This window comes from Thermobaculum terrenum ATCC BAA-798 (genome assembly GCF_000025005.1).
GTDB lineage: Bacteria > Chloroflexota > Chloroflexia > Thermobaculales > Thermobaculaceae > Thermobaculum > Thermobaculum terrenum.
In genome coordinates this window covers 938110-959163 of sequence record NC_013525.1, presented here as the reverse complement: position 1 = coordinate 959163, position 21054 = coordinate 938110, and the positions used below count along the sequence as shown (strand labels likewise).

General features: G+C 45.7%; 19 protein-coding genes. 4 read left to right on the top strand and 15 right to left on the bottom strand.

Going from position 1 to position 21054, the window contains the following annotated elements:
* Position 1 precedes the first annotated feature (1 nt).
* From TTER_RS04530 to TTER_RS04510, 5 genes are all read right to left on the bottom strand, one after another.
* The gene (locus TTER_RS04530) at positions 2 to 1039 is read right to left on the bottom strand and encodes an oligopeptide/dipeptide ABC transporter ATP-binding protein (protein WP_012874851.1); all 1038 of its coding nucleotides are present in this window, start codon (positions 1037 to 1039) and stop codon (positions 2 to 4) included.
* Complete coding sequence (locus TTER_RS04525; RefSeq protein ID WP_012874850.1) at positions 1020 to 2099, bottom strand: ABC transporter ATP-binding protein; 1080 nt, start codon at positions 2097 to 2099, stop codon at positions 1020 to 1022. Before TTER_RS04525 ends, TTER_RS04530 begins: the two co-directional genes overlap by 20 nt.
* Complete coding sequence (locus TTER_RS04520; RefSeq protein ID WP_012874849.1) at positions 2100 to 3011, bottom strand: ABC transporter permease; 912 nt, start codon at positions 3009 to 3011, stop codon at positions 2100 to 2102.
* Between the two features lie 3 nt (positions 3012 to 3014).
* Positions 3015 to 4097 carry an ABC transporter permease gene (locus TTER_RS04515; RefSeq protein WP_174259459.1) on the bottom strand — a complete coding sequence of 361 codons (1083 nt, stop codon included), beginning with the start codon at positions 4095 to 4097 and terminating at the stop codon, positions 3015 to 3017.
* A 125-nt stretch (positions 4098 to 4222) separates the two neighbouring features.
* Positions 4223 to 5068 carry a sugar phosphate isomerase/epimerase family protein gene (locus TTER_RS04510; protein WP_012874847.1) on the bottom strand — a complete coding sequence of 282 codons (846 nt, stop codon included), beginning with the start codon at positions 5066 to 5068 and terminating at the stop codon, positions 4223 to 4225.
* Between the two features lie 240 nt (positions 5069 to 5308).
* Here TTER_RS04510 and TTER_RS04505 point away from each other — a divergent pair, with 240 nt between their 5' ends.
* Entirely contained in the window at positions 5309 to 6136 is an 828-nt protein-coding gene (locus TTER_RS04505) for a class I SAM-dependent methyltransferase (RefSeq protein WP_012874846.1), read from the top strand.
* Positions 6137 to 6226: 90 nt separating this feature from the next.
* On the opposite strand, the gene TTER_RS04500 is transcribed toward TTER_RS04505, so the two are convergent.
* The 3 genes from TTER_RS04500 to TTER_RS04490 all read right to left on the bottom strand — a co-directional run bounded on the left by TTER_RS04500 (position 6227) and on the right by TTER_RS04490 (position 8612).
* Positions 6227 to 6523 (bottom strand): hypothetical protein, encoded by a 297-nt coding sequence (locus TTER_RS04500; RefSeq protein ID WP_012874845.1) that lies wholly within the window; start codon positions 6521 to 6523, stop codon positions 6227 to 6229.
* Between the two features lie 128 nt (positions 6524 to 6651).
* Positions 6652 to 7275: a calcium-binding protein gene (locus tag TTER_RS04495; RefSeq protein WP_012874844.1), complete on the bottom strand. Its 624-nt coding sequence runs from the start codon at positions 7273 to 7275 to the stop codon at positions 6652 to 6654.
* Positions 7276 to 7445: 170 nt separating this feature from the next.
* Complete coding sequence (locus tag TTER_RS04490; protein WP_012874843.1) at positions 7446 to 8612, bottom strand: winged helix-turn-helix domain-containing protein; 1167 nt, start codon at positions 8610 to 8612, stop codon at positions 7446 to 7448.
* Positions 8613 to 8749: 137 nt separating this feature from the next.
* On the opposite strand from TTER_RS04490, the gene TTER_RS04485 reads away from it, so the two are divergent.
* Positions 8750 to 11497: a bifunctional acetate--CoA ligase family protein/GNAT family N-acetyltransferase gene (locus TTER_RS04485; RefSeq protein ID WP_012874842.1), complete on the top strand. Its 2748-nt coding sequence runs from the start codon at positions 8750 to 8752 to the stop codon at positions 11495 to 11497.
* Position 11498: 1 nt separating this feature from the next.
* Here the strand turns inward: TTER_RS04485 and TTER_RS04480 are convergent, their stop codons facing one another.
* The gene (locus TTER_RS04480; RefSeq protein WP_012874841.1) at positions 11499 to 12314 is read right to left on the bottom strand and encodes a sulfite exporter TauE/SafE family protein; all 816 of its coding nucleotides are present in this window, start codon (positions 12312 to 12314) and stop codon (positions 11499 to 11501) included.
* Between the two features lie 88 nt (positions 12315 to 12402).
* On the opposite strand from TTER_RS04480, the gene TTER_RS04475 reads away from it, so the two are divergent.
* The gene (locus TTER_RS04475) at positions 12403 to 13338 is read left to right on the top strand and encodes a PAC2 family protein (protein WP_012874840.1); all 936 of its coding nucleotides are present in this window, start codon (positions 12403 to 12405) and stop codon (positions 13336 to 13338) included.
* A gap of 19 nt (positions 13339 to 13357) precedes the next feature.
* Here TTER_RS04475 and TTER_RS04470 read toward each other — a convergent pair whose 3' ends face one another.
* A complete protein-coding gene (locus TTER_RS04470; RefSeq protein WP_012874839.1) occupies positions 13358 to 13933 on the bottom strand; it encodes an RNA polymerase sigma factor in 576 nt (191 codons plus the stop codon).
* Between the two features lie 145 nt (positions 13934 to 14078).
* Positions 14079 to 14981 (bottom strand): fumarylacetoacetate hydrolase family protein, encoded by a 903-nt coding sequence (locus TTER_RS04465; protein WP_012874838.1) that lies wholly within the window; start codon positions 14979 to 14981, stop codon positions 14079 to 14081.
* A 180-nt stretch (positions 14982 to 15161) separates the two neighbouring features.
* On the opposite strand from TTER_RS04465, the gene TTER_RS04460 reads away from it, so the two are divergent.
* Complete coding sequence (locus TTER_RS04460; RefSeq protein WP_012874837.1) at positions 15162 to 15911, top strand: SIMPL domain-containing protein; 750 nt, start codon at positions 15162 to 15164, stop codon at positions 15909 to 15911.
* A 75-nt stretch (positions 15912 to 15986) separates the two neighbouring features.
* Here the strand turns inward: TTER_RS04460 and TTER_RS04455 are convergent, their stop codons facing one another.
* The 4 genes from TTER_RS04455 to acs form a co-directional block, all read right to left on the bottom strand.
* Positions 15987 to 16754: an energy-coupling factor ABC transporter ATP-binding protein gene (locus TTER_RS04455; protein ID WP_012874836.1), complete on the bottom strand. Its 768-nt coding sequence runs from the start codon at positions 16752 to 16754 to the stop codon at positions 15987 to 15989.
* 11 nt (positions 16755 to 16765) lie between these two features.
* Entirely contained in the window at positions 16766 to 17605 is an 840-nt protein-coding gene (gene cbiQ, locus TTER_RS15295) for a cobalt ECF transporter T component CbiQ (RefSeq protein WP_012874835.1), read from the bottom strand.
* Between the two features lie 18 nt (positions 17606 to 17623).
* A complete protein-coding gene (cbiM, locus tag TTER_RS04440) occupies positions 17624 to 18889 on the bottom strand; it encodes a cobalt transporter CbiM (protein WP_012874834.1) in 1266 nt (421 codons plus the stop codon).
* Positions 18890 to 19040: 151 nt separating this feature from the next.
* Positions 19041 to 21023 carry an acetate--CoA ligase gene (gene acs, locus TTER_RS04435; protein ID WP_012874833.1) on the bottom strand — a complete coding sequence of 661 codons (1983 nt, stop codon included), beginning with the start codon at positions 21021 to 21023 and terminating at the stop codon, positions 19041 to 19043.
* Between the last annotated feature and the right edge of the window lie 31 nt (positions 21024 to 21054).

The following is a 21054-nucleotide window of genomic DNA, read 5'->3' as shown; positions in this document are numbered from 1 at the left end:
GCTACACCTTCACGCCCCCAAAGCGAACGAACTCTGGGATCCTGTCCTCCTGCCCTCTCTTGCGAGCCTCAACAAAACAGGCTGCTAGATGTCCATTGATATTGACTACGTCAGATGCTGGTCTTTCTATCTCGCAGAAACCTTCTTCATATAATGGGCATCTGGGATGAAAGGTACATCCGGATGGTAGATTAAGAAGGCTAGGTATGTCTGGGCTACGCAATATAAGTCTCTTCTTGGTGCGAGTCACCACAGGATCAGCTTCGGGGAGTGCGGTTATAAGAGCTCTTGTATAGGGATGTATAGGGTCAGCTATCAAGTCTTGGGTATCACCCAGCTCGACTATTCTACCCAAATACATCACAGCAAGCTGACCTTCCCAGGCAAAATGCTTGGCAACTGCCAAATCATGGGTTATGAAAAGAAACGTAACACCTAGCTCTTTTTGAAGCCTGAGCATCATATTGAGGAGGCTGACACGCAGGGATACATCCACCATGGACACGGCTTCATCCGCCACTATAAGCTCTGGGTTTACGGTCAAGGCTCGTGCTACCGCTACTCTTTGTCGCTGCCCTCCTGAGAGCTGATGTGGATACTTGAATAGAAAATCTCGTGGAGGCGTGAGCCCCACGATCTCAAGCAGCTCTTCCATCTTTCTGTATAATTCAGGCTTAGATCTAACTATATGATGATGCTGAAGAGGGGTAGCAAGAATTTGTGCAACCGACCTTATAGGGTTAAGAGAAGCATATGGGTCTTGGTGGATCATCTGGACTGCTCGACGAAACTGCTTGCTCTCAGAGTGTGTTAAGGTGGAGACATCTTTGCCTTTATAGAGTATCTTGCCCTCAGACGGTGGGAGCAATCCTGCTACCATCTTGCCAGTAGTAGATTTGCCAGATCCGCTCTCGCCAACAAGGCACAAGGTTTTACCCTTCTCGATCTTAAACGAGACATCATCCACTGCCCTTATTTGGTTCTTGCCATGACCAAAAAGTTTGCTTACATGTACAAACTCAATCGCTGTCTCGCTCATAAGCATCCTTTCCCGCTTCCCAATCTTGTATGACGCGCTGCCAATGCCAGCAAGCAGCCCCGTGATTATTCCCCACATCTATTAGAGGAGGCTCTTCTTCCATACATTGCTGAGTAGCATAGGGACAACGTGGATGAAACTTACAACCACTAGGCATATCTATAAGGTCAGGAGGAGAACCCGGGATGGATATGAGGTCTTTCCTACCACCCTCGAGTGTCGGGACCGCTCTAAGTAGACCTACAGTGTAAGGATGGCAAGGCTTATAGAATACGTCCTCTACATTGCCAATCTCGATCACGCGTCCGGCGTACATAGTTGCTACCCGATCAGCCAGCTCAGCAGCTAGCGACAGATCGTGCGATATAAAAATCATTGCAAACTCATGTTCCTGCTTTAAACGACGTATAACGTCGATGATAGCCCTCTGGGTAATAACATCCAAAGCAGTCGTGGGCTCATCTAGGATAATGACTTTAGGGTTTAGCAATAAACCTAAAGCTATCATGACTCGTTGGCGCATACCACCAGAGAGCTCGTGCGGGAACGAGTTAAGTACTCGATCTGGGTCAAGCTGAACGAATCTTAGAACCTCTTTAGCCCTTTCAATGACCTTTTTCTCATCTACACGGCCACTAGAAGCGTGAGATTTATACGTATCCAGAAAATGATCTCTAACCCTAAGGACAGGATTGAGCGCATTCAACGCTGATTGGAAGACCATCGCACATTGTTCCCATCTGAAACGCCGCAGACCTTCCTTTTCAAGATTGAGTACATCTAGCTGTCTACCAGTATCATCTTTGAAAATGATCTTACCGCTAAAGACCTTGGCGGATGTTGGAAGTAGTCGAACCAACGACAATCCCATAGTAGTCTTCCCGGACCCGCTCTCACCTATTAGAGCTAGGCTTTCGCCCTCTAGCAGATCGAAACTGACTCCCCTTACAGCGTGAACAATACCTCTGCTAGCCCTGTAACCTATCTCCAGGTTCTCAACGGACAGTGCGGTTCTTTCAGATCCCCTTATCTCCGCACTGGATAAGGTCTTCTCTTTCACCTAGGAACCTCCTCTCAGTCTAGGATCAAAGATCTCAGCTAGAGACCTGGAGAATGCCACTAAGCTAAGCTGGAATAAGGATATGGCTACTATAGGTGAGAGTATGTATAGAAGACTATCCTTGAAGAATATTGCCCCTCGTACCCAGGCGAGGTTCAACATCACCCCCCAGTTTATCCCTGCCAGAGGCACAAGCCCCAAGAATATCAATCCTACTGAGGCATACATTGCCGAAGTTAATGCGAGAGTAAAGCTTATGGCTATATAACCTGCCATGTTAGGGGCTATTTCCCTAAATATGATATGTGGAGTGCCTAAGTCCAGGCATCTAGCAGCTTCTACATAATCCCTTTCTTTTAGGGACAGCACCTGTGATCTAATTGCTCTCATCAAGCTAGGCCAGCTAATAGCGCCTATTATGAGTGCAATGCTGAATTGAGTCTTGAATTGAAATATTCCAGCTAACACAGCCAGGAAGATAACGCTGGGTATTGTCAAAACGACATCAGCTATCCAAGTGAGGATAGTATCTACTAGCCCCCCAAAATAAGCGCTTATTGACCCCAAGGTTAAGGCTATAAAAGTCGAGATCACAGCCGCCATGAAACCGACAGATATAATGGATCTACCGCCGTGGATGATCTGCACAAGAACATCCCTGCCTTCGGAATCTGTTCCCAGAGGATGCTCGAGAGATGGGGGCTGATATATTTGCCCCACGTTAGCCGACATGTCCATGGGCACAAATATAGGACCTATATAGGTGATCAGTAGAATAATCACCAGCCCTATAAAGCCCACAAAGCCAACTTTATTATTAGATATTAGCTTGAGAGTAGTACCGATCCAGCTGATCACCCCAGCAAGCCAGGAGAGTGGATTAGGTCTCGTCTCTACTGTAGTGGTAGCCATTATCTATCTTCCTCCAACAAGCCTTATCCTAGGATCGAGTCGAGCATAGATCAGATCCGCCAGGAGGTTCGCAAATATTACGGATATAGTGATCAGTAGGAATATGCCTTGAAGCACTGGGTAGTCACGCTGTTGTATAGCATTGAAAAGAACCAATCCTATACCCTGATAGTTCAGCAACCACTCTACAAAGAAGGATCCACCTACCACAAAGGCTAGTGATATGGTGAACTGCGTAAAAAGAGGTAACGAGGCGTTTCTACCTACATAGGAAGTTACTATCCTTCTTTCCTTCAAACCACGAGCCTTAGCGACTGTGACGTAATCCTCACCAAGAGTCGACTCGGTACTACTCCTCATAGTGAGTATCCATCCCCCGATAGTAGTAAGTAAGTAGACGGTTATAGGCAAGGATGCATGATAAAGTGCATCTTTGATAAAGGTCAGACTAAATCCCGGTTGCACACCAGGAGAAAGCGTCCCACGCATAGCTGTGAACGAGAACAGCTCCAACTGCACCCCTAGGAATACAACTAGCATCATTCCCACAAGATAATTAGGTATGGAGCTAAGTGCCGAGGCAACTATGGTCATTACGTGGTCTAGTCTCGACCCTCTGCGATAGGCCATGAACATCCCTATAGACATTCCTAGCAAGAAGCTTAGTATCTCTCCGATACCCACACTAAACAAAGTCCATGGTAGGTACTTGAGCACATAAGTAGTTACGGGCGTGCCAACATTTATAAGGGATTTACCAAAATCCCCATGGAGAAGTCCTCCCATGTAGTCAAAGTATTGCCGCCATATCGGAGCATCCAGATCAAGTGAGAATAGCGAGGCTGCTTGTTGCTTCGCCTCTTCATAGGGGATTCCATATTGATTGACTAGGTTATAAATATAAACCTCGATGGGGCTACCAGGAACTAACCTTACAAGAAAGAAGGTTATAGTAGATACCAGGTAGATAGTAAGTACAGCCCTGATTATCCTTCGCAGCAGATAGTTGCCCACCACCCGGCGCGCCAGTACCACGATACCAACGTTGGGTTCAGCTACAGCGCGTCCTTCCTGAATGACTGCCATTATTTCTCCTTTCTATAACATTCATCCAGTAGTGCGGCCAAAGTATAAAACCATAGTCACATACTGTCAATATCTGGTAGCAAATGAACGTACTGCTAATTGCTACTTTTATGAATTGCTACCAGCTATAGGGAAGACCGAAGGAGCTCTATACTAGACGGGATACCCTTATCGGGATGATCCTTTCCTTCAAACTCAATAGATACGTAACCACTAAAATTAGCTTCTCGCAGCATTTGACCAATCTTCTGATAGTCCAGACCAGCGTCGTAAAATATCCCTCCGCCGAAATAGGTTTTAGCATGCAACATGACGACGTAAGGCAGGAGAGTTTGCATCTCCTCATACTGGTCAGGACGGAAGTTAAAATTACCGGTGTCTAGCACCACCTTTAGCCAAGGAGACTTGACGCTGTTTATTATCCTTAGTACGCCCTCAGCCTTTCCGGTTAGTCCCCAATGATTCTCGAGTGCTATGGTTACGCCTTTCTTGCCTGCATAATAACTAGCTATCTTGAAGCACTCTATGCTCCAATCAAAAGCATCATCATCCGTATATCCGTCAAGAGGAGGTTCGTCCCCGCTAGCAGCCATGAAATCCTCGAAACTCTCAATGGTATTCCATCTTCCACCGAAGGCTCGTACAGTAGGAACTCCTAATTCGTAGGCCACATCTATCCATCTAACTAGCTTATTCAGTTCTTCCATACGGATCGAGTAATCAGGATGTACGAAGTTATGGTGAGCTGATACGGCTACTATATCTACACCTCTCATAAAAGCGTACTGTTTGAGAGTATGTAGATATGCAGGGTCCGACTTCTCAAAGTGTACTCCCAAAAGTTCTATTCCATCCAACCCAAGTTCGGAACACTTATCTATCATCTGCTCGAGGCTTGGTTTATCATCACCCTCTGGCCCCCATCCAAAGCGGTGAAAGGAGTAGCTAGAGACCGCAAGTTTTGGTTTCAAAGGCAGTTACCCCCGTATAGAAAGTGACACATCAGAAGGTTACTACTAGAGTGAAAACTTGGCAACGGTAGAGTGCGACTTGTCGCGCAAATTTTTGTGCATAATTTAGAATTTCTAAATATTCGACAAAATAATCAGCCTACATGATACCCCTCTACAAAAGATCAACCATAAATTCACTCCCGCAATGACAGATAACAATCCTGCTAACCCTATAATGGCTTACTAACTGGAGGAATTATGCAACCAATAGAAGACCACAATAAGGAAGCCAGATGGCAACTGGCTACAAGCCTTTATGAGCTTAGAAACGAGTTATGGGCTATATCCCGACCCGTTACAGCTTGGCTAGTAAGACAAATTAACCCAGGACCAGGAGAAATAATACTGGAGCTACTAGCAGGAACAGGAGATACAGGCTTTGTCGCCGCCAGCTTCTTGGGCCCCAATGGAAAGCTGATCTGCAGTGACCGAAGTATAGAAGCTCTTGATGTTGCTAGGATGAGAGCTAAGGAGTTAGGGATAAATAACGTAGAGTTCAAAGTGTTGAACCCAGAAAAGATAGAACTTCCTGATAATAGTGTAGACGCAGTCATCTGTAAATGGGGAATAACTTCCACTAATTACAAGGAAACACTTCGAGAGTCAAGACGTGTGCTAAGAACTGGAGGTAGGTTGGCTCTCGCGGTATGGGGCGACCCCATAAAAAATCCCTGGATCTCACTAGTACATAACTTGCTAATAGGTAAGGGGTATATCCCCAAATCTAGTTTTCCCGATATTTTTAACCTCTCAATATTAGAGAGGTTAAAAGAGGCACTCACAGAGAGTGGTTTTTTGACACTTGAAATGAGCAGCATGGAAACAAAATTGAGGTTTACTGACAAGGAAACCTACTGGCAGGGAATAACCCAACTTGGTAGCGACTACTCGGGATTTATGAGTACTCTGCGTGAAGACGTGCTCTTAGAACTTAGAGACCTTATCTATCAAATAGTAGAACCTTACAAGTTGCCAGATAATAGCTACGAGTTTTCAGCACAGTCAATAAACGTCCTTGCCATATAACAGACAATACTCAAGATTCTATAGCAAAGATCACACTCATAAATACTGTTTGAGGCTAGAAGAGATTAATCTCTTCTAGCCTGGTCACTATTAAAGGTGAGTCTTGAATTGGATAAGCTTACCTCTCTCGTCAAAGATACCTGCAGCTATACAAAGCGCATACAATCTTAGCAATGAAGACAGAAGCAAGCTATCCCTTACTTGAGAGCTTGAATCAGAGGCAGCGAGTATATCCCTCGCAAGATCCTTCATCGCGATTGACATAGCCTCAGCTTCGTCCTTACTTTCCTGCAGCCTTTGTACAGCTATCTGGAGTATGAGCTCCACAGATTGCATCATTTCGTCTTTTGTGGTGAAGTTGCCGCCCAGTCCCGTTAGTGTCCACATCGTTCTTCCCCAGTTTCTTTACGGTTTATAGCCATAATTTAAAGTAATAAACCGTAAAGAGGATATTCTTGAAGCAAAAATATCATAAATTCGATATTATTTGGGTTTACTAGCGCATGGTCAATGCGCTAGTAAACCTCCTCACAATCCTTGGAGACGTAGTCCCAGCTATCCGCAAAAACTTCGTCTACTCCTTTCCCACAGTACACGTAGTCCTTGGAGCCGTCTCCATAAGTATCTATGGAATCGTCATCATCACCACCATACACGTAATCAGATCCTGATCCCGCATCGATATAATCTTCACCCGCATCGCCGTATATTTTATCCCTACCATTTTGCCCTTCAAGCCAATCGTCATAGCTGCCACCATGGATCACATCATCACCATAGCCCCCTGCGATTTCATCATCTCCGCCTCCACCTGATAGCGTGTCATTTCCGTAACCACCCTTTATGTCATCGATACCGCTGTTACCTTCTACATAATCAGGACCATCATCGCCACGAATTGTATCCCACCCTGAGCCGCCATAGATCTTGTCTCCGCCGTCACCGCCGTACAAATCATCATCCTCGCCCAAGCCGTAAATCGTATCCTTGCCTCCTCTGCCAAAGATCGTATCCCAGGAGTTAGTACCTACAAGATAATTGTTAGCGTTATTACCATATATCTGTTTTGCCAGAGCAATCCCATGAACACCAAGCATTACCAAAGCTAAAGTAGATAATATAGACGCAAACCACTTCATACATCTGTCCTCCTTGAAAATTGATCTCTGAATCTAAAGAGATGATAGAGAGCACTCTTGTCAGCTACTTTGTCACTGCTTTGGGATAAAGGGGAAAAACTAATTTTCGCAGGTGTTAAAATGCAACTAGTAGAGAGTTACGCCGCTAATAGTCCTTAATTCATCTAAATCTAAATCTGAAAGGGAGCTTGCTTTATTAGAAGTTCGGGAGTACCATGCCAGTTAGCAAAACTCCTTAGGGCTTTGCTGACTTCGAAGATAAGCTCATCATCTATCTCGATCCTAGGTTCCAAGTGCAAAGACCTTATCTCCATGACTCCATCTTTACGATGAGCCTTTGGATCGATGCGCCCTATTATTCCGCCTTTGTAAAGAATCGGCAACGTAAAGTATCCATATATCCTTTTGGAAGCAGGTGTATATACTTCTATTTTGTAGTCGAAACCAAACAGCTCTAAAGCTCTCTTACGGTCCCAAATCACCGGATCAAAAGGAGATAGGAAGGTAGTAATGTGATAGTTAGAAATCATCTCCTCAATTACGTTCAACTCAGATATAAAACTACTGCTTACTATAGCTGGAACATCCCATCCATCTACCTCTACTTGAATTAATTCACCCTCGTCCAGCAATTGTTTGACAGCAGTTACAGTCGAAGTTTTATCAAGGCGAAAGTAATCACTTATCCATGTAAGCTTAGCTACTCCCATGGCTTTTACTGATTTAAGCACTAATGATTTGTTCATCTCGTCGGTAGAGGGTACATTGGAATCATCCCAGTCTGGCAGAACTCGTTCCCGCAGGTCATAAACTCTCTGAAAATTTCTCCTCTCCTTTACCATGAGCATGCCTAGATCGAACAAGTATTCTAGAGCCTCTTTCTCAGGCTTACGATTCCACCAACCTCCGGCACGCTTGTCGAGATTGGGAAAGCTAGATGATAGTACGGGCCCATAATTACACACAAAATCCAAGACACTATTGACAATGTCAGAATCTACTTGATACCACCTAGCTAATGTTTTGGATCTTTCGATCATACGTCTCCGATAGATAGGATAATCCTCTATGGGAAGAAAGCATGCTGCATGTGACCAATACTCGAAAAGATAACCCTCAGCATGTAGCTCGTCTAGCCACCTAGGATTGTAATCACCCAATCTACTCCAAATGACCAGATAGGGACTACGAGCCACTACGTTTATAGTATCTATCTGGAGTGCTCCCATCTGCCTGATAGCCTGAAGCACATCCCACTTGGTTACGGGTTCAGCTCTCTTCTCAAACCCCTGAGCATGTAATAAGGCATATCTTGCCGTTTTATTGCTTATCTTCATTGATGCTCCCCAGATAGATAGAGATAATAAGGTTAAGAACAGGATGGATATGCAGCACAGCGATTATACTAAGTAAACATGGCGTTCAACGCCCTAATTTTGGTATCAGAATATGCTTCGTCCCTAGGAGTAGAAAGGTGTACGATAGGTCCGTAACGGCAGGTGATCCCGCTCACAACATACTAGGCTATGGAAGAACTGCACTAGATGCGATATTTGCACCCAAGGCCGTAGCTGTCATAGGAGCCAGTGAAGAGCCAGGTAGTGTAGGTAGAACTGTTTTATGGAACCTCATCAGCAATCCCTTTGGCGGAACGGTATTCCCAGTCAATATACGTAGGTCCAGCGTTCTTGGCATAAAAGCTTACCGGTCTGTACTGGACATTCCCGATCAAGCAGATATGGCTGTTATCGCTACTCCTCCACAAACTGTACCTCAAGTAATATCGGAGTGCTCTCAAGTAGGTATCAAGGGAGCGATAATACTTAGCGCCGGTTTCCGAGAACGTGGTGAAGAAGGCAAAAAGCTTGAGAGCGAAATCCTTGATATAGCTAGGACCTCTGGGATGCGAATCATTGGTCCTAACTGCCTTGGTATCATGAGGCCACCTACAGGTCTAAACGCCACGTTCGCTGCATCCATAGCAAAGCCAGGAAGCGTGGGTTTTATAAGCCAGAGTGGGGCACTTTGTACCGCTATTTTGGATTGGAGCCTTAGGGAAAATGTGGGATTTTCAGCATTTATATCTATTGGCTCTATGCTAGATATAAGCTGGAGCGATCTCATTTACTACCTAGGAGATGACCCCCACACCAACAGCATCCTGCTGTATATAGAATCCGTAGGAGACGCCCGGTCTTTCCTTTCCGCTGTGAGAGAGATCGCCCTCACAAAGCCTGTCATCATAGTAAAAGCTGGCAGAACCGAAGCTGCAGCCAAAGCCGCGGCCTCACATACCGGTGCACTTGCCGAAAGTGACGATGTTTTTGATGCAGCCATAAGAAGAGTAGGTGCTCTTAGGGTCAACAGCATATCTGATTTGTTCTACATATCTGAAGTTCTTAGCAAGCAACCGAGGCCCAAAGGGAAGAGGTTGCTAATAGTTACTAACGCTGGTGGACCTGGTGTTCTAGCTACAGATGCACTGATCAGCGGTGGAGGAGAATTGGCTACCCTATCGGAAGATACTAGCAGGATCTTAGATTCTTTTCTCCCACCTACCTGGAGCCACGGCAACCCTGTAGATATTCTGGGAGATGCAGATGCCGACCGATATAACAAAGCTATGGAATCCGTAGTCGAAGATCCTAACGCTGATGGACTGCTGGTAATTCTCACCCCACAAGCTATGACTGAACCAACACGTACTGCACAAGCACTTGTATCAAACACCAGGCGTTCAAAAAAGCCTGTACTAGCAAGCTGGATGGGCGCAGAGATGGTTGCTGAAGGAGAAAGAGTGTTAAACAACGCTAACATCCCCACATTCAGATACCCGGATGTAGCGGTAAGAATGTTCAATTACATGTGGCAGTACAACGAAAACCTGAGGTTACTGTATGAAACCCCCTCTCTAGCCAGTACTGACATATCTGACGAGGATCGTCAGGATATAGCCAACAAGATCCAGGAATGTAGGAATGCTGGAAGAACAGTCTTAACTGAATGGGAAACGAAGCAAATCCTAAACTATTACTCAATACCCACTGTTAGGACCATACCTGCTCACACACTAGACGAGGCCTTAGAAGCCGCTATTGAGATCGGCTATCCAGTAGTGGTCAAGCTACTATCAAATAGGATCACACACAAAACGGATGTGGGAGGCGTGTACCTGAATATAACGACCCCTGAAGGGGTCAAAGATGCTTGGCACACAATGAAGTCAGCCTTAGGGGAAGACTTTGATGGCGTAACTGTCCAACCAATGATAAAGGAATCAGGCTACGAGCTTATAATCGGTAGCAGCGTAGACCCCCAGTTTGGGCCAGTCCTGGTTTTTGGATCGGGAGGACAACTAGTCGAAGTATATAGAGACAGAGAACTAGGACTGCCACCACTGAACACTACCCTAGCCCGCAGAATGATGGAGAGAACTAAGATATTTCAAGCGCTACTGGGAGTAAGGGGAAGAAAGCGAGTAGACATTAGTGCTCTCGAGCAGATAATAGTAAGGTTCAGTCAGCTGGTAGTTGATTACCCAGAAATCAAAGAAATAGAGATCAATCCTCTACTAGCATCTTCAAACAACATACTGGCGCTAGACGCTCGAGCAATATTGCATGATAAGGATGTTAGCTCTTTCCCTAGGCCCGCCATCAGACCTTATCCGGCAGAGTACATATGGCGGGTAAATTTGGAAGATGGTACAGAGCTAACTATTCGTCCTATCAGGGCAGAAGATGAGCCTTTAATCGTAAGGTTCCACCAGACTTTATCAGAAGAAAGTATCTACTTTAGATATTTCAGAATGATGAGTCTGACTCAGAGAACGGCACACGAGCGACTAACCCGAATATGCTTCATAGATTATGATCGGGAAATGGCCTTAGTAGCAGAAAGATACGATCCGAGCGCGGGGAGTGAAATAATAGGTGTGGCTAGACTAAGCAGGGTGGAATGGAGCCAAGATGCTGAATTTGCAATGATAATCAGCGACAAGTTTCAGCGCAGAGGGATAGGCACACTCTTGTTGAGCAAACTTATTGAAGTAGCAAAAAGGGAAGGTATATCGAATCTTCAAGCTCAAATATTACCCGAAAACTACGGCATGCAAAAGCTCTGCAGAAAACTAGGTTTTTCTATTAGGCACGACGTACATGATGGAATAGTGATTGCAAAGCTACCAGTAAATAAAAACCCCGAGGCAACAAACATTATGTAACCTAAGACAGCATTAACCTGATCGACACAACTATACCGTATATTACTACTAGCAACCGCAGCACATCTGGATTGAGTCTGCGTGCTACCCTTACGCCCAAGAATCCTCCTGTCCAGCTACAAACAGCCATGAGTAAAGCCAAAGGCCACACAACATTACCAAATACAGCAAAATACAATGCTGCTATGCCGTTAATAATTAGTGTGAGAACTCCCTTTAGAGCGTTTATCCTTTGAAGGTCGTCATCCAGGAAGAGCCCTAGAATAGCCAGGGTTATTATTCCTAACCCGGCTCCAAAATATCCTCCATACACAGCTGCAAGAAACTGTCCGAGCAGGATGCCAGGAGATAACAAATTCTCTCCCTTGCCGTCTCTACTTGTTAGTATCCATTTGGCAATCCTCTTCTGTACAAGCAAGAGGCCACAAGCAAAGAGTATAAGAAAAGGCACTATAAGGTCGAATACAGACTGAGGACTAATTAGCAAGATAAAAGATCCAAGCAGTCCTCCTACAAAACCTACAGTTCCCAGGATCCATATCCTCTTGCTTTGGCAGCGAAGCTCCCTTCGATAGGCTACACTCCCGCCTATGGTCCCAGGCCATAATGCTACCGTATTCGTTACATTGGCTGTCACACTAGGTAGACCCACAGCGAGAAGAGCTGGGAAAGTAATGAGAGAGCCTCCGCCAGCTATAGCATTGATAGCTCCCGCAATCAAAGCCGCAGTAGCTAGAATTAATAAACTTCGTACGGATGTAGGTACAGAAGCACCTAACACGGAAGTCAGACTGCTGTCTAAAAGGAAAAGATTCATGATCACATTATGCTGCCTGAAGGTATCAAAGGTCCAGACGAGCGTGGCATAATGAAATCTATCTTCTGAATTCTTAGGGGGACATGAATTGGAAGAGATCAGAGCAGAAAGCTGGCCTAACCTGGCGAATCCCACAATGATAGCCGCTTACAAAGGCTGGAATGACGCTGGCAACGCCGCCACATACGCGCTCGAGTATATAATCTCGCAGACAGGCGCTACCATGTTCGCGTCCATAGATCCTGATGAATTCTATGACTTTACTCAAGTAAGACCTTACACACGACCTATAGGAGATTATGGGCGAGTAATAACTTGGACTCCGAATAACTTCTATTACGCACATATCTCAGAATCCAAGGATTATGTATTTTTTGTTGGCACCGAGCCTAATCTGAGGTGGAGAAGGTATTCTTCATTATTGGTAAAAATGGCAAACAGGTTAGGTGTTAAAGAAGTCATATCCCTCGGATCCATGCTTGCCGATACCCCTCATACTCGTCCCGTGCCCTTAAGCGGTGGGGCTAGCAGCCCGGAGCTTGGAGAAAAGCTAAGGAGTTTAGGCATAAATAGCTCTTTCTATGAAGGGCCAACGGGTATTGTAAGCGTTGCAGGGCTGACCCTAGCAGAGTCAGGTATTCAGCATGCCAGTATCTGGGCTTCAGTTCCTCATTATATATCCGCATCGCCCAACCCAAAGGCAGCACTAGCTCTCGTAGATAGTGTCGAGAGACTAACAGGGCTCAGAGTATCTGTAGATAGACTTCAGATGGAAGCTATAACATTCGAATCACAGGTAGATGCTGCTGTATCAGACAATCCGGATATCGAACAATATGTGCGCGAGCTGGAACAGCGCGTGGAGGATCAACAAAACGAGGACACACAAGACGAAGGTACTCCTGAGGGTTACGATGCTTCGGAGGCTGAAGGATTAATCCGATCGATAGAGGAATATCTACGCCAGCAAAGCCAGAACAGAAACAAGGACGACGAGGAAGATCAGGAAGAAGACAACAAATAGCAAAGAGCGGGGCGCTCTTCTAGAAGAGCGCCCCGCTCATCTGGGCGCGAAGATTGTTCGTCGCACGATGTATAAGCAGCTTAACTGCACCTTCAGTACGCCCCATTACCTCTGCTATCTCCCTATTTTTCATACCTTGTGAGTAGCGCATGCGTATAACCTTTTGCTGATCGGGGTTAAGTCTGTTGATCGCTTTCTGGATCATCAGCTGATCACCGATACGCATAGTTTCTCTTTCTGGGTCGAGTGCACTATCAGCGATTGCAAGATCTTCAATCGATTGAAGGTTCTTCTTCTTGCGATAGTATACTGCTATCTGATTGGACGCTATTCTAAATAGCCAGGCTCCAAATGGCAAATTACGCCATTCATACTTCTCTATAGCCTCGAGGGCAAGCATAAAAGTCAGAGATGTAAGGTCCTCAGCATCCTCGCGATTATGCACTCTGCTGTAAATATAGTTATATAACCTCTCGGCATATGAAGCATACAGCTCGGCGAACGCGCTCCTATCTACCTTTGACTTCTCTACCAGCTCTCTTTCTTTGTCCAAGATGTGTTGAGTACTTGTGTTGTCCCTGAGTTCTGAATTCACGTTTCTCCCTCCGTTCCCTCTCACTCTAGATACTAGCTACTTGAGGGAGAAACGGCATCGTGCAGGTGTGCATAGTTTCATCCTACTTTTTGCTTACTGCTTAGTAAGCGAAATGGCTTATATGCGCACCTGCATTAGAAATCAGTTAATCGTTGAACTCCACTACTGGATTAGATAGTCTACCTATCTTCTCTATCTCCAGATCCATGACGTCACCAGGACGCAAAAACTCTGCTGGAGTACGCGCAAATCCCACCCCAGGAGGCGTACCGGTCAAGATAATATCACCAGGCAATAAGGTCGAACCCAAGGACAGTTCTTGTATAAGTCTAGGAATCCTAAAGACCATGTATTTGGTACTTGAATCTTGCTTTACGACACCGTTTACCTTAAGGGACAATCTCAAATTGTGAGGATCTTCGATCTCATCAGCAGTCACTATCCACGGACCCATTGGACAGTGAGTATCTAGGCTTTTGCCCCTAAACCACTGGCCACCATGACGCCTTTGTAGGTCCCTTGTTGATACGTCATTTGCTATGGTGTACCCAAAGACATAATTCATAGCCTCTTCTTGGGTTATATTTCTGCCCCTACGACCAATAATTACTGCAAGCTCTACCTCCCAATCTACCTGTTCGGATATCTTCCTGTTGAACTGCACGCCTTCTCCCGGGCCAATCACAGTAGTTGTGAGCTTAGTAAAAAATGTTGGATATTCTGGCATCTGCTCAGCATCGCTCGGTCCTCGTTTGTTTAAACCCTCCTCAAAATGCTCAGCATAGTTCCAACCCACACACATTACATTTCTACGAGGAACTGGAATCGGAGCTAGAAGCTTAACTGACTCAAGGGGTACAGAGGCGGGATTATCCGACCCGTAAACTAGCTCCCTTGCAAAGTCCAAAGCCTGCGCTCCCATCTCGATGAACTCTATCATAGTACTAGGTAGCCTTCCGGAAGAAGCCCTGGCTAGATCAACCACCCTATCATCATTGACAGCTCCCAACTTAGGTAGATCGTTTTCCAGGTAGGTTACCAGTCTCATAATCCCTCCTAAACAGTTTTCTAAAGAGCGATTTTACCTTAGTTCAGGATGTTTCTTGAATACGTTGGGAACTAAGATAGGACAATTTCAGTCTTAGTATCACAAAATACCTGCTTGTGATATCCCGGGAGACAGGCAAGGTAAAGTAAACAAGAGTTCATCAACCGGAGGGGTAGTATAATGTGGCACTCAATAAAAAGGAATCTAGTACAGGCAATACTATTGCTATTAGCAGTTGCAGCTATTAGCTATGGCTTGTTTATAACGAGGGCAAGTACATTGAAAGACCAAGATGTTCAAAGCAGCGATCCAGCACCTAGTAAACTGTCATCAGGCATAACTGTCACGGCAGAAGGCGAGGCCGTAGCTAGGCCAGATACTGCCTATCTGAACTTAGGATTTCAAACCGAAAACACTTCTCTGGAAGCGGCAAGAGAAGAGGCCGCAAAACAGATGAACAACATCCTAGATAAGATCAAGCAGCTAGGAGTTAAGGAAAAGGATATACAGACAACCAATTACAGCATATGGTACGATCAGGAAAGGCGAGTCTTTGTTATCAACAACAACGTAAGTGTTACTATACGCAACATAGAATCCTCCTCGAATATCCTGGATGAGGCCATTAAGGCTGGCGCCAATTACGTAAGCGGTATAAGCTTTGGAATAGAGAATAAGTCAGAGCTCGAGAAACAAGCGCGCCAGAGAGCAATGGAGAATGCTAGGGAGAAGGCTCAACAGCTAGCACAGGCGGCTGGAGTAACTCTTGGGCTGCCAGTATATATCTCCGAGGGAGCAGTTTCTAATCCACCTATAGTATTGCCGGCAGGTGTTGAAGCCAGGTCAGCTGCTGATGTTAGTACTCCTATAGAGCCCGGCAGCATGAAAGTAACAATCAGCGTACAGGTCACATTCTCCATCAACAGATAAACCTAAAAAGCAACATAAGTTTGGGCGCAGAAACTGTCTGCGCCCAAACTTATTAAGACCTAGCTGGTACAGATCTTAGGGACTATTGAGCCTGATCCTAGGTGTACGAATAAGATTGGTATTTAGAAGCAGATTGATATCTGCCAGGATATCTCCAGGACTGCCATTCGCGGCGACTTTACCTGCTTGTATGACATAGCACTTGTCAGCTATGTCCTCTACTATATCCAAATCATGAGTGCTACAGATGATAGTTTTGCCCTTCTGCCCCCACAAGGTTAGGAAGTCTATGATCTGCTCCTGACTCCTGGGATCAAGAGCAGCCGTAGGCTCATCCAGAAGTAACACTTCCGGATCAAGAATGAGAACTGAGGCCAAAGCTACCCTCTTCTGCTCACCTCCAGAAAGTCTGTGCGGAGCCCGGTCACGAAGATGAGCTATCTCCATAAGATCCAGAATGTCATTAACTTTACGAATTATTTCGGACTTATCCCAACCCAGCTGCAATGGACCAAACGCAACTTCGTCGAAAACTGTAGCATTGAACAACTGCACATCCGGGTCCTGGAAGACCAAAGCTACTCTTCTTCTAAAGGAAAATGCAAAATCCTCATCCTGGAAGGATTCTTCAGTTATTAGTCTTCCAAAGGCAGTAAACTTACCCTGGCTAGGAAAGTACAGAGCATCCAGCAGTCTAAGTAATGTTGATTTCCCGGAACCATTAGCCCCGAGTATGGCTATTCTATCGCCAGCATTTACGGAGAGATTCAGACCGTCAAGAGCCTTTATACCACCAGGATAGTTATAACACACATCTTCCAGAACAAAAACAGGATCACTCATAGTTATTCTCCCTATCTTCCTAACCATAGCCACAGGCAGCTCAGGGACACAAATGTCAGCAGGACCACCCAATCTCTAGAACTCATTGTAAAGTCCTCAAGTGTCCTTACTTCACCTCGGAATCCTCTAGACTGCATAGCCATATAGACATCACTACTTATTTTCATGCTCTTGCTAAGCAGCACACCGGCTGTTGCGGCAGTTATCCTGCGGCTGTCAGCAGGAGAGAGCTTCCCAACAGTCCTACTTCTACGAGACTCAAACATATTTTGCGCCGTGCGTAATAGCAGGAATATATATCTATAAGTCATGTTGAGTATGACCACGAATAATACAGGCACCCGCAGGAAACGTAATGACTTCAATATGTGACTCCAAGGAGTAGTTAGTACAAGTAGAAACGCAAAGGTAGCAGATGTTATGACCCGAGATATAAGAAATGCTGCACTTTTTACTCCCTGCTCGGTCACACCCCAACCAAGGATTGGAATGTGAAAAATGGGATTCCCAGGAGTAAGAAAAAGAGCTGGGAGGGCTATAGCCCCCGTGAATATGAGGGCGCCGATCCACACGGTCCTGGCAATAGCTCCTAGAGAGACTTTGGAAATAATAGCCAATACTATAGAAAAGATATATATGCTCAAGATCACAAGAAGAGACTTAGACGCAGCTGAAGATAAGATGATAAGCAAGAAGCCTATAACCTTTACCCTTGGATCCAGCCGCTGCAGGAAGCCTCCTTTACCATAAGTATGCTCACTAAAGGAAGCCCTCTCCAAAGCATGGGTTATTCCATCTAAGCTCTTCTCTAGAAACCCAGCTCTCTTATTCTTTTTACTAATCAAGCCCATAAACCATAGCCTGGTGTACTAGGATCCATTGTTCCATCTACTGGCCAAAAATATTTTCCCTATAAGCCAGGTAACTAATGTGACGAGCAGTATACCTACTACAGCTGATATGATGTAACCTGCCACCTCACTCCTCATGAATGAAGGGGCATAATCCGGAATGGGAGCTGTCCAGATGGAAGACCACTTCTTGAGTCCCGAAGGCTCATGGATGTTAGATACCATATCTCCAATACTTCCGTATTGGCTACTAGCATCCCTTAGTGAGGAGATATGCTTCTGGACGAGGCTAGCAGCTTCGTTTATATTCCCGCTTTCAATTGATTGAGCGGTGAGATTATAATCGTTGCGCAAAGACCCATTGGAAGTCTGTGAAGCCAAGGATCTAAAGTCGGAGGCAAGTGCCTGCCTTTCAGAAGTCGACAGGTTGCGAATATAGTATCCGGCTTGCTCTTGAACCACCTCTTCAGTACCCCACTCTCCCCATGCAGTCCCAGAAGCTAGCAGTCCAAGAGGTGTAAGTACGACTAGTAGTGCAAGAGTTACCCACAAAGGTATCAGCCTACGAGGGGATATGCTAGTACGCTGCACACCCTCTTCTACATCCGCAGCTGTCATTCTGAGCAAGCTTGGGTCTACCTTCTGCAAGTAAGCTACTACTCCCCCGGTTACTATAGCCTCTGCTATACCTGCAAATGTTAGGTGCCCTATCATCATGGCAGGTATAGCTACTGAAAGAGGATAAAACGAATAAAGTGGGACGCCATTAGCGTCTTTGAAAAGCATCGGCTGAATACCAAACTCTATAGCAGCAAGAAAAGCCGCAGCATTAATAGCTACATAACCCGCTATTGCAGCTGCTATGACTCTTCTACCAGACGTGAGAGGTGCCCTGCCCGACAGAAGACGATATATTGCATACGCCACCAGAGACCCTACTACAGCCATATTGAAACAGTTAGCACCTATCGCCAGGATGCCACCGTCACCAAAAAATACAGCCTGGAGGATGAGAGCTATCGATATAGCTATGATCGATCCCCAAGGGCCAAGGACAATCGAAGCTATACCCATACCCACAGCGTGCCCAGTGGTACCGCCGGGGAGAGGGATGTTGAACATCATTATCACGAAGGAGAATGCGCTCATCAAAGATATTAGGGGAATGAGCCTGCTAGAAAGGAATTTGCGTAGCCTCTGTAAGGCTATATACCAGAAAGGTGCTGTTGCTGCGTACATAACAGCACAAGTTGATGGACTGAGGTAACCATCGGGTATATGCATAGCATCCTCCGGGCGCGAGTAAGCTCGAAAATCAAAGCATCAAATGGCGATTGAAATAATTTGCATCTGCTACATTTCTTTTACAATATACCTTGCGCCCTGGGAGGGGTCAAGGGAGCGGGTATACCCGCTCCCTTGGAGTTCTTTGTTACTAACGCCTTACCGAGTCCTCGTCCTCAACGTTAGCCTTGGTGGCGCTCTGTATTAACTCAACTACTGATGCATCTGCAAGAGTAGTAGTATCTCCAAGCTGACGATCATTCGCTATATCTCGCAGCAGTCTCCTCATGATCTTTCCACTACGAGTCTTCGGCAGGTCAGGAGTAAACATGATGCGTTTAGGTCTAGCTATAGGACCTATTTTCCTCGCAACGTGCTGGCGTAGTTCTTCTCCAAGCTCGGGTGTAGGCTCAACATCGGACTTAAGAATCACGAATGCAAATATAGCCTCACCCGTTACTTCGTCGTGTTGTCCTATAACAGCTGCCTCAGCAACGCGAGGGTCATCAACAAGCGCACTTTCCACTTCTATAGTTGATATTCTATGACCCGAAACGTTCATTACATCGTCCACTCTACCCAAGAGCCAGAAGTAGCCTTCTTCATCGCGCTTGGCCCCATCCCCTGAGAAATAGACGTCAGGGAACCTGCTCCAATAAGTCTGAACATATCTATCAGGATCTCCGTATATTCCCCTGAGCATCGCGGGCCAAGGCCTCTTGAGAACAAGATAACCTCCTACCCCAGGTGGAACACTATTGCCCTGCTCATCAACAACATCCGCCTGAACCCCAGGGAAGGGGAAGGTTGCGGATCCTGGCTTGAGACGAGTTATACCTGGTAACGGACTTATCATGATCATACCTGTCTCAGTCTGCCACCAGGTGTCTACCACAGGGCATCTTTCCCCACCTATGTACTTGTAGTACCACAGCCACGCTTCAGGGTTGATCGGTTCGCCCACCGAACCAAGCAAACGGAGAGAAGACAGATCGTGAGCCTGAGCATGTTGAGGACCCCACTTCATGTGTGCCCTTATCGCTGTTGGAGCTGTGTAGAGTATGGTCACTTTATACTTCTCTATTATTGACCACCAACGGTCAGGACCTGGATAATCTGGCGCCCCTTCATAGATAACGCTGGTTGTATGATTAGCTAGGGGCCCATAGACTATATAGGAGTGCCCAGTAACCCACCCTATATCAGCAGCGCACCAATAGACATCTTCAGGCTTTATATCGAATATCCATTTGTGGGTAAGTGATACGCCAAGTAGATACCCAGCACTCGTATGGACTATACCTTTGGGCTTCGCAGTAGTACCGGAAGTATACAATAGGTATAGCATATGCTCTGAATCGAGTGGTTCTGCAGGGCAGTCCTCGGACTGATTTGGAACAATGTCATGCCACCAGATATCCCTACCAGGAGTCATGTCTACATCATGTCCTGTTCTTTTGAGGACTATTACCTTCTCGACGCTAGATGTATTCTTTAGGGCCTCATCTGCATTCTTCTTGAGAGGAACTATATTCCCCTTACGATATCCACCATCAGCAGTAATAAGAACCTTAGCCTGAGAATCATTTATTCTGCCGGCCAATGCATCAGCTGAGAACCCTCCAAACACCACAGTATGAGGGGCGCCTATGCGCGCACATGCAAGCATAGCAACTGGTAGTTCCGGCACCATCGGCATATATATGGCTACTCTATCACCCTTCTGCACTCCAAGCTGCTTGAGGGCATTAGCACACTTCTTTACATCTCTAAGGAGATCTGCATAAGTTACCTCTCGAGTATCACCGGGCTCGCCCTCCCAATAGTAAGCTATCTTGTCACCACCGCCAGAGAGGACATGTCTATCCAAGCAATTGTAGGAGACGTTGATTTTGCCCCCATCAAACCATCTCGCATAAGGAGGATTCCAATCCAGCACTTTTTGATAAGGTTCGAACCAATGAAGCTCGCTTTTGGCAAGCTCATCCCAGAATGCTTCAAAGTTCTCCTCGGCCTTCTTATAGATATCAGGAGAATTGATATTCGCCCTCTTACGAAACTCTTCAGGAGGGTCAAATATACGCTCCTCCTTCATAAGGCTTTCTATAGCGATATCATGTATAGAGTCACTCATGACATCTCCTCCTGCAAAATATAGAACACAG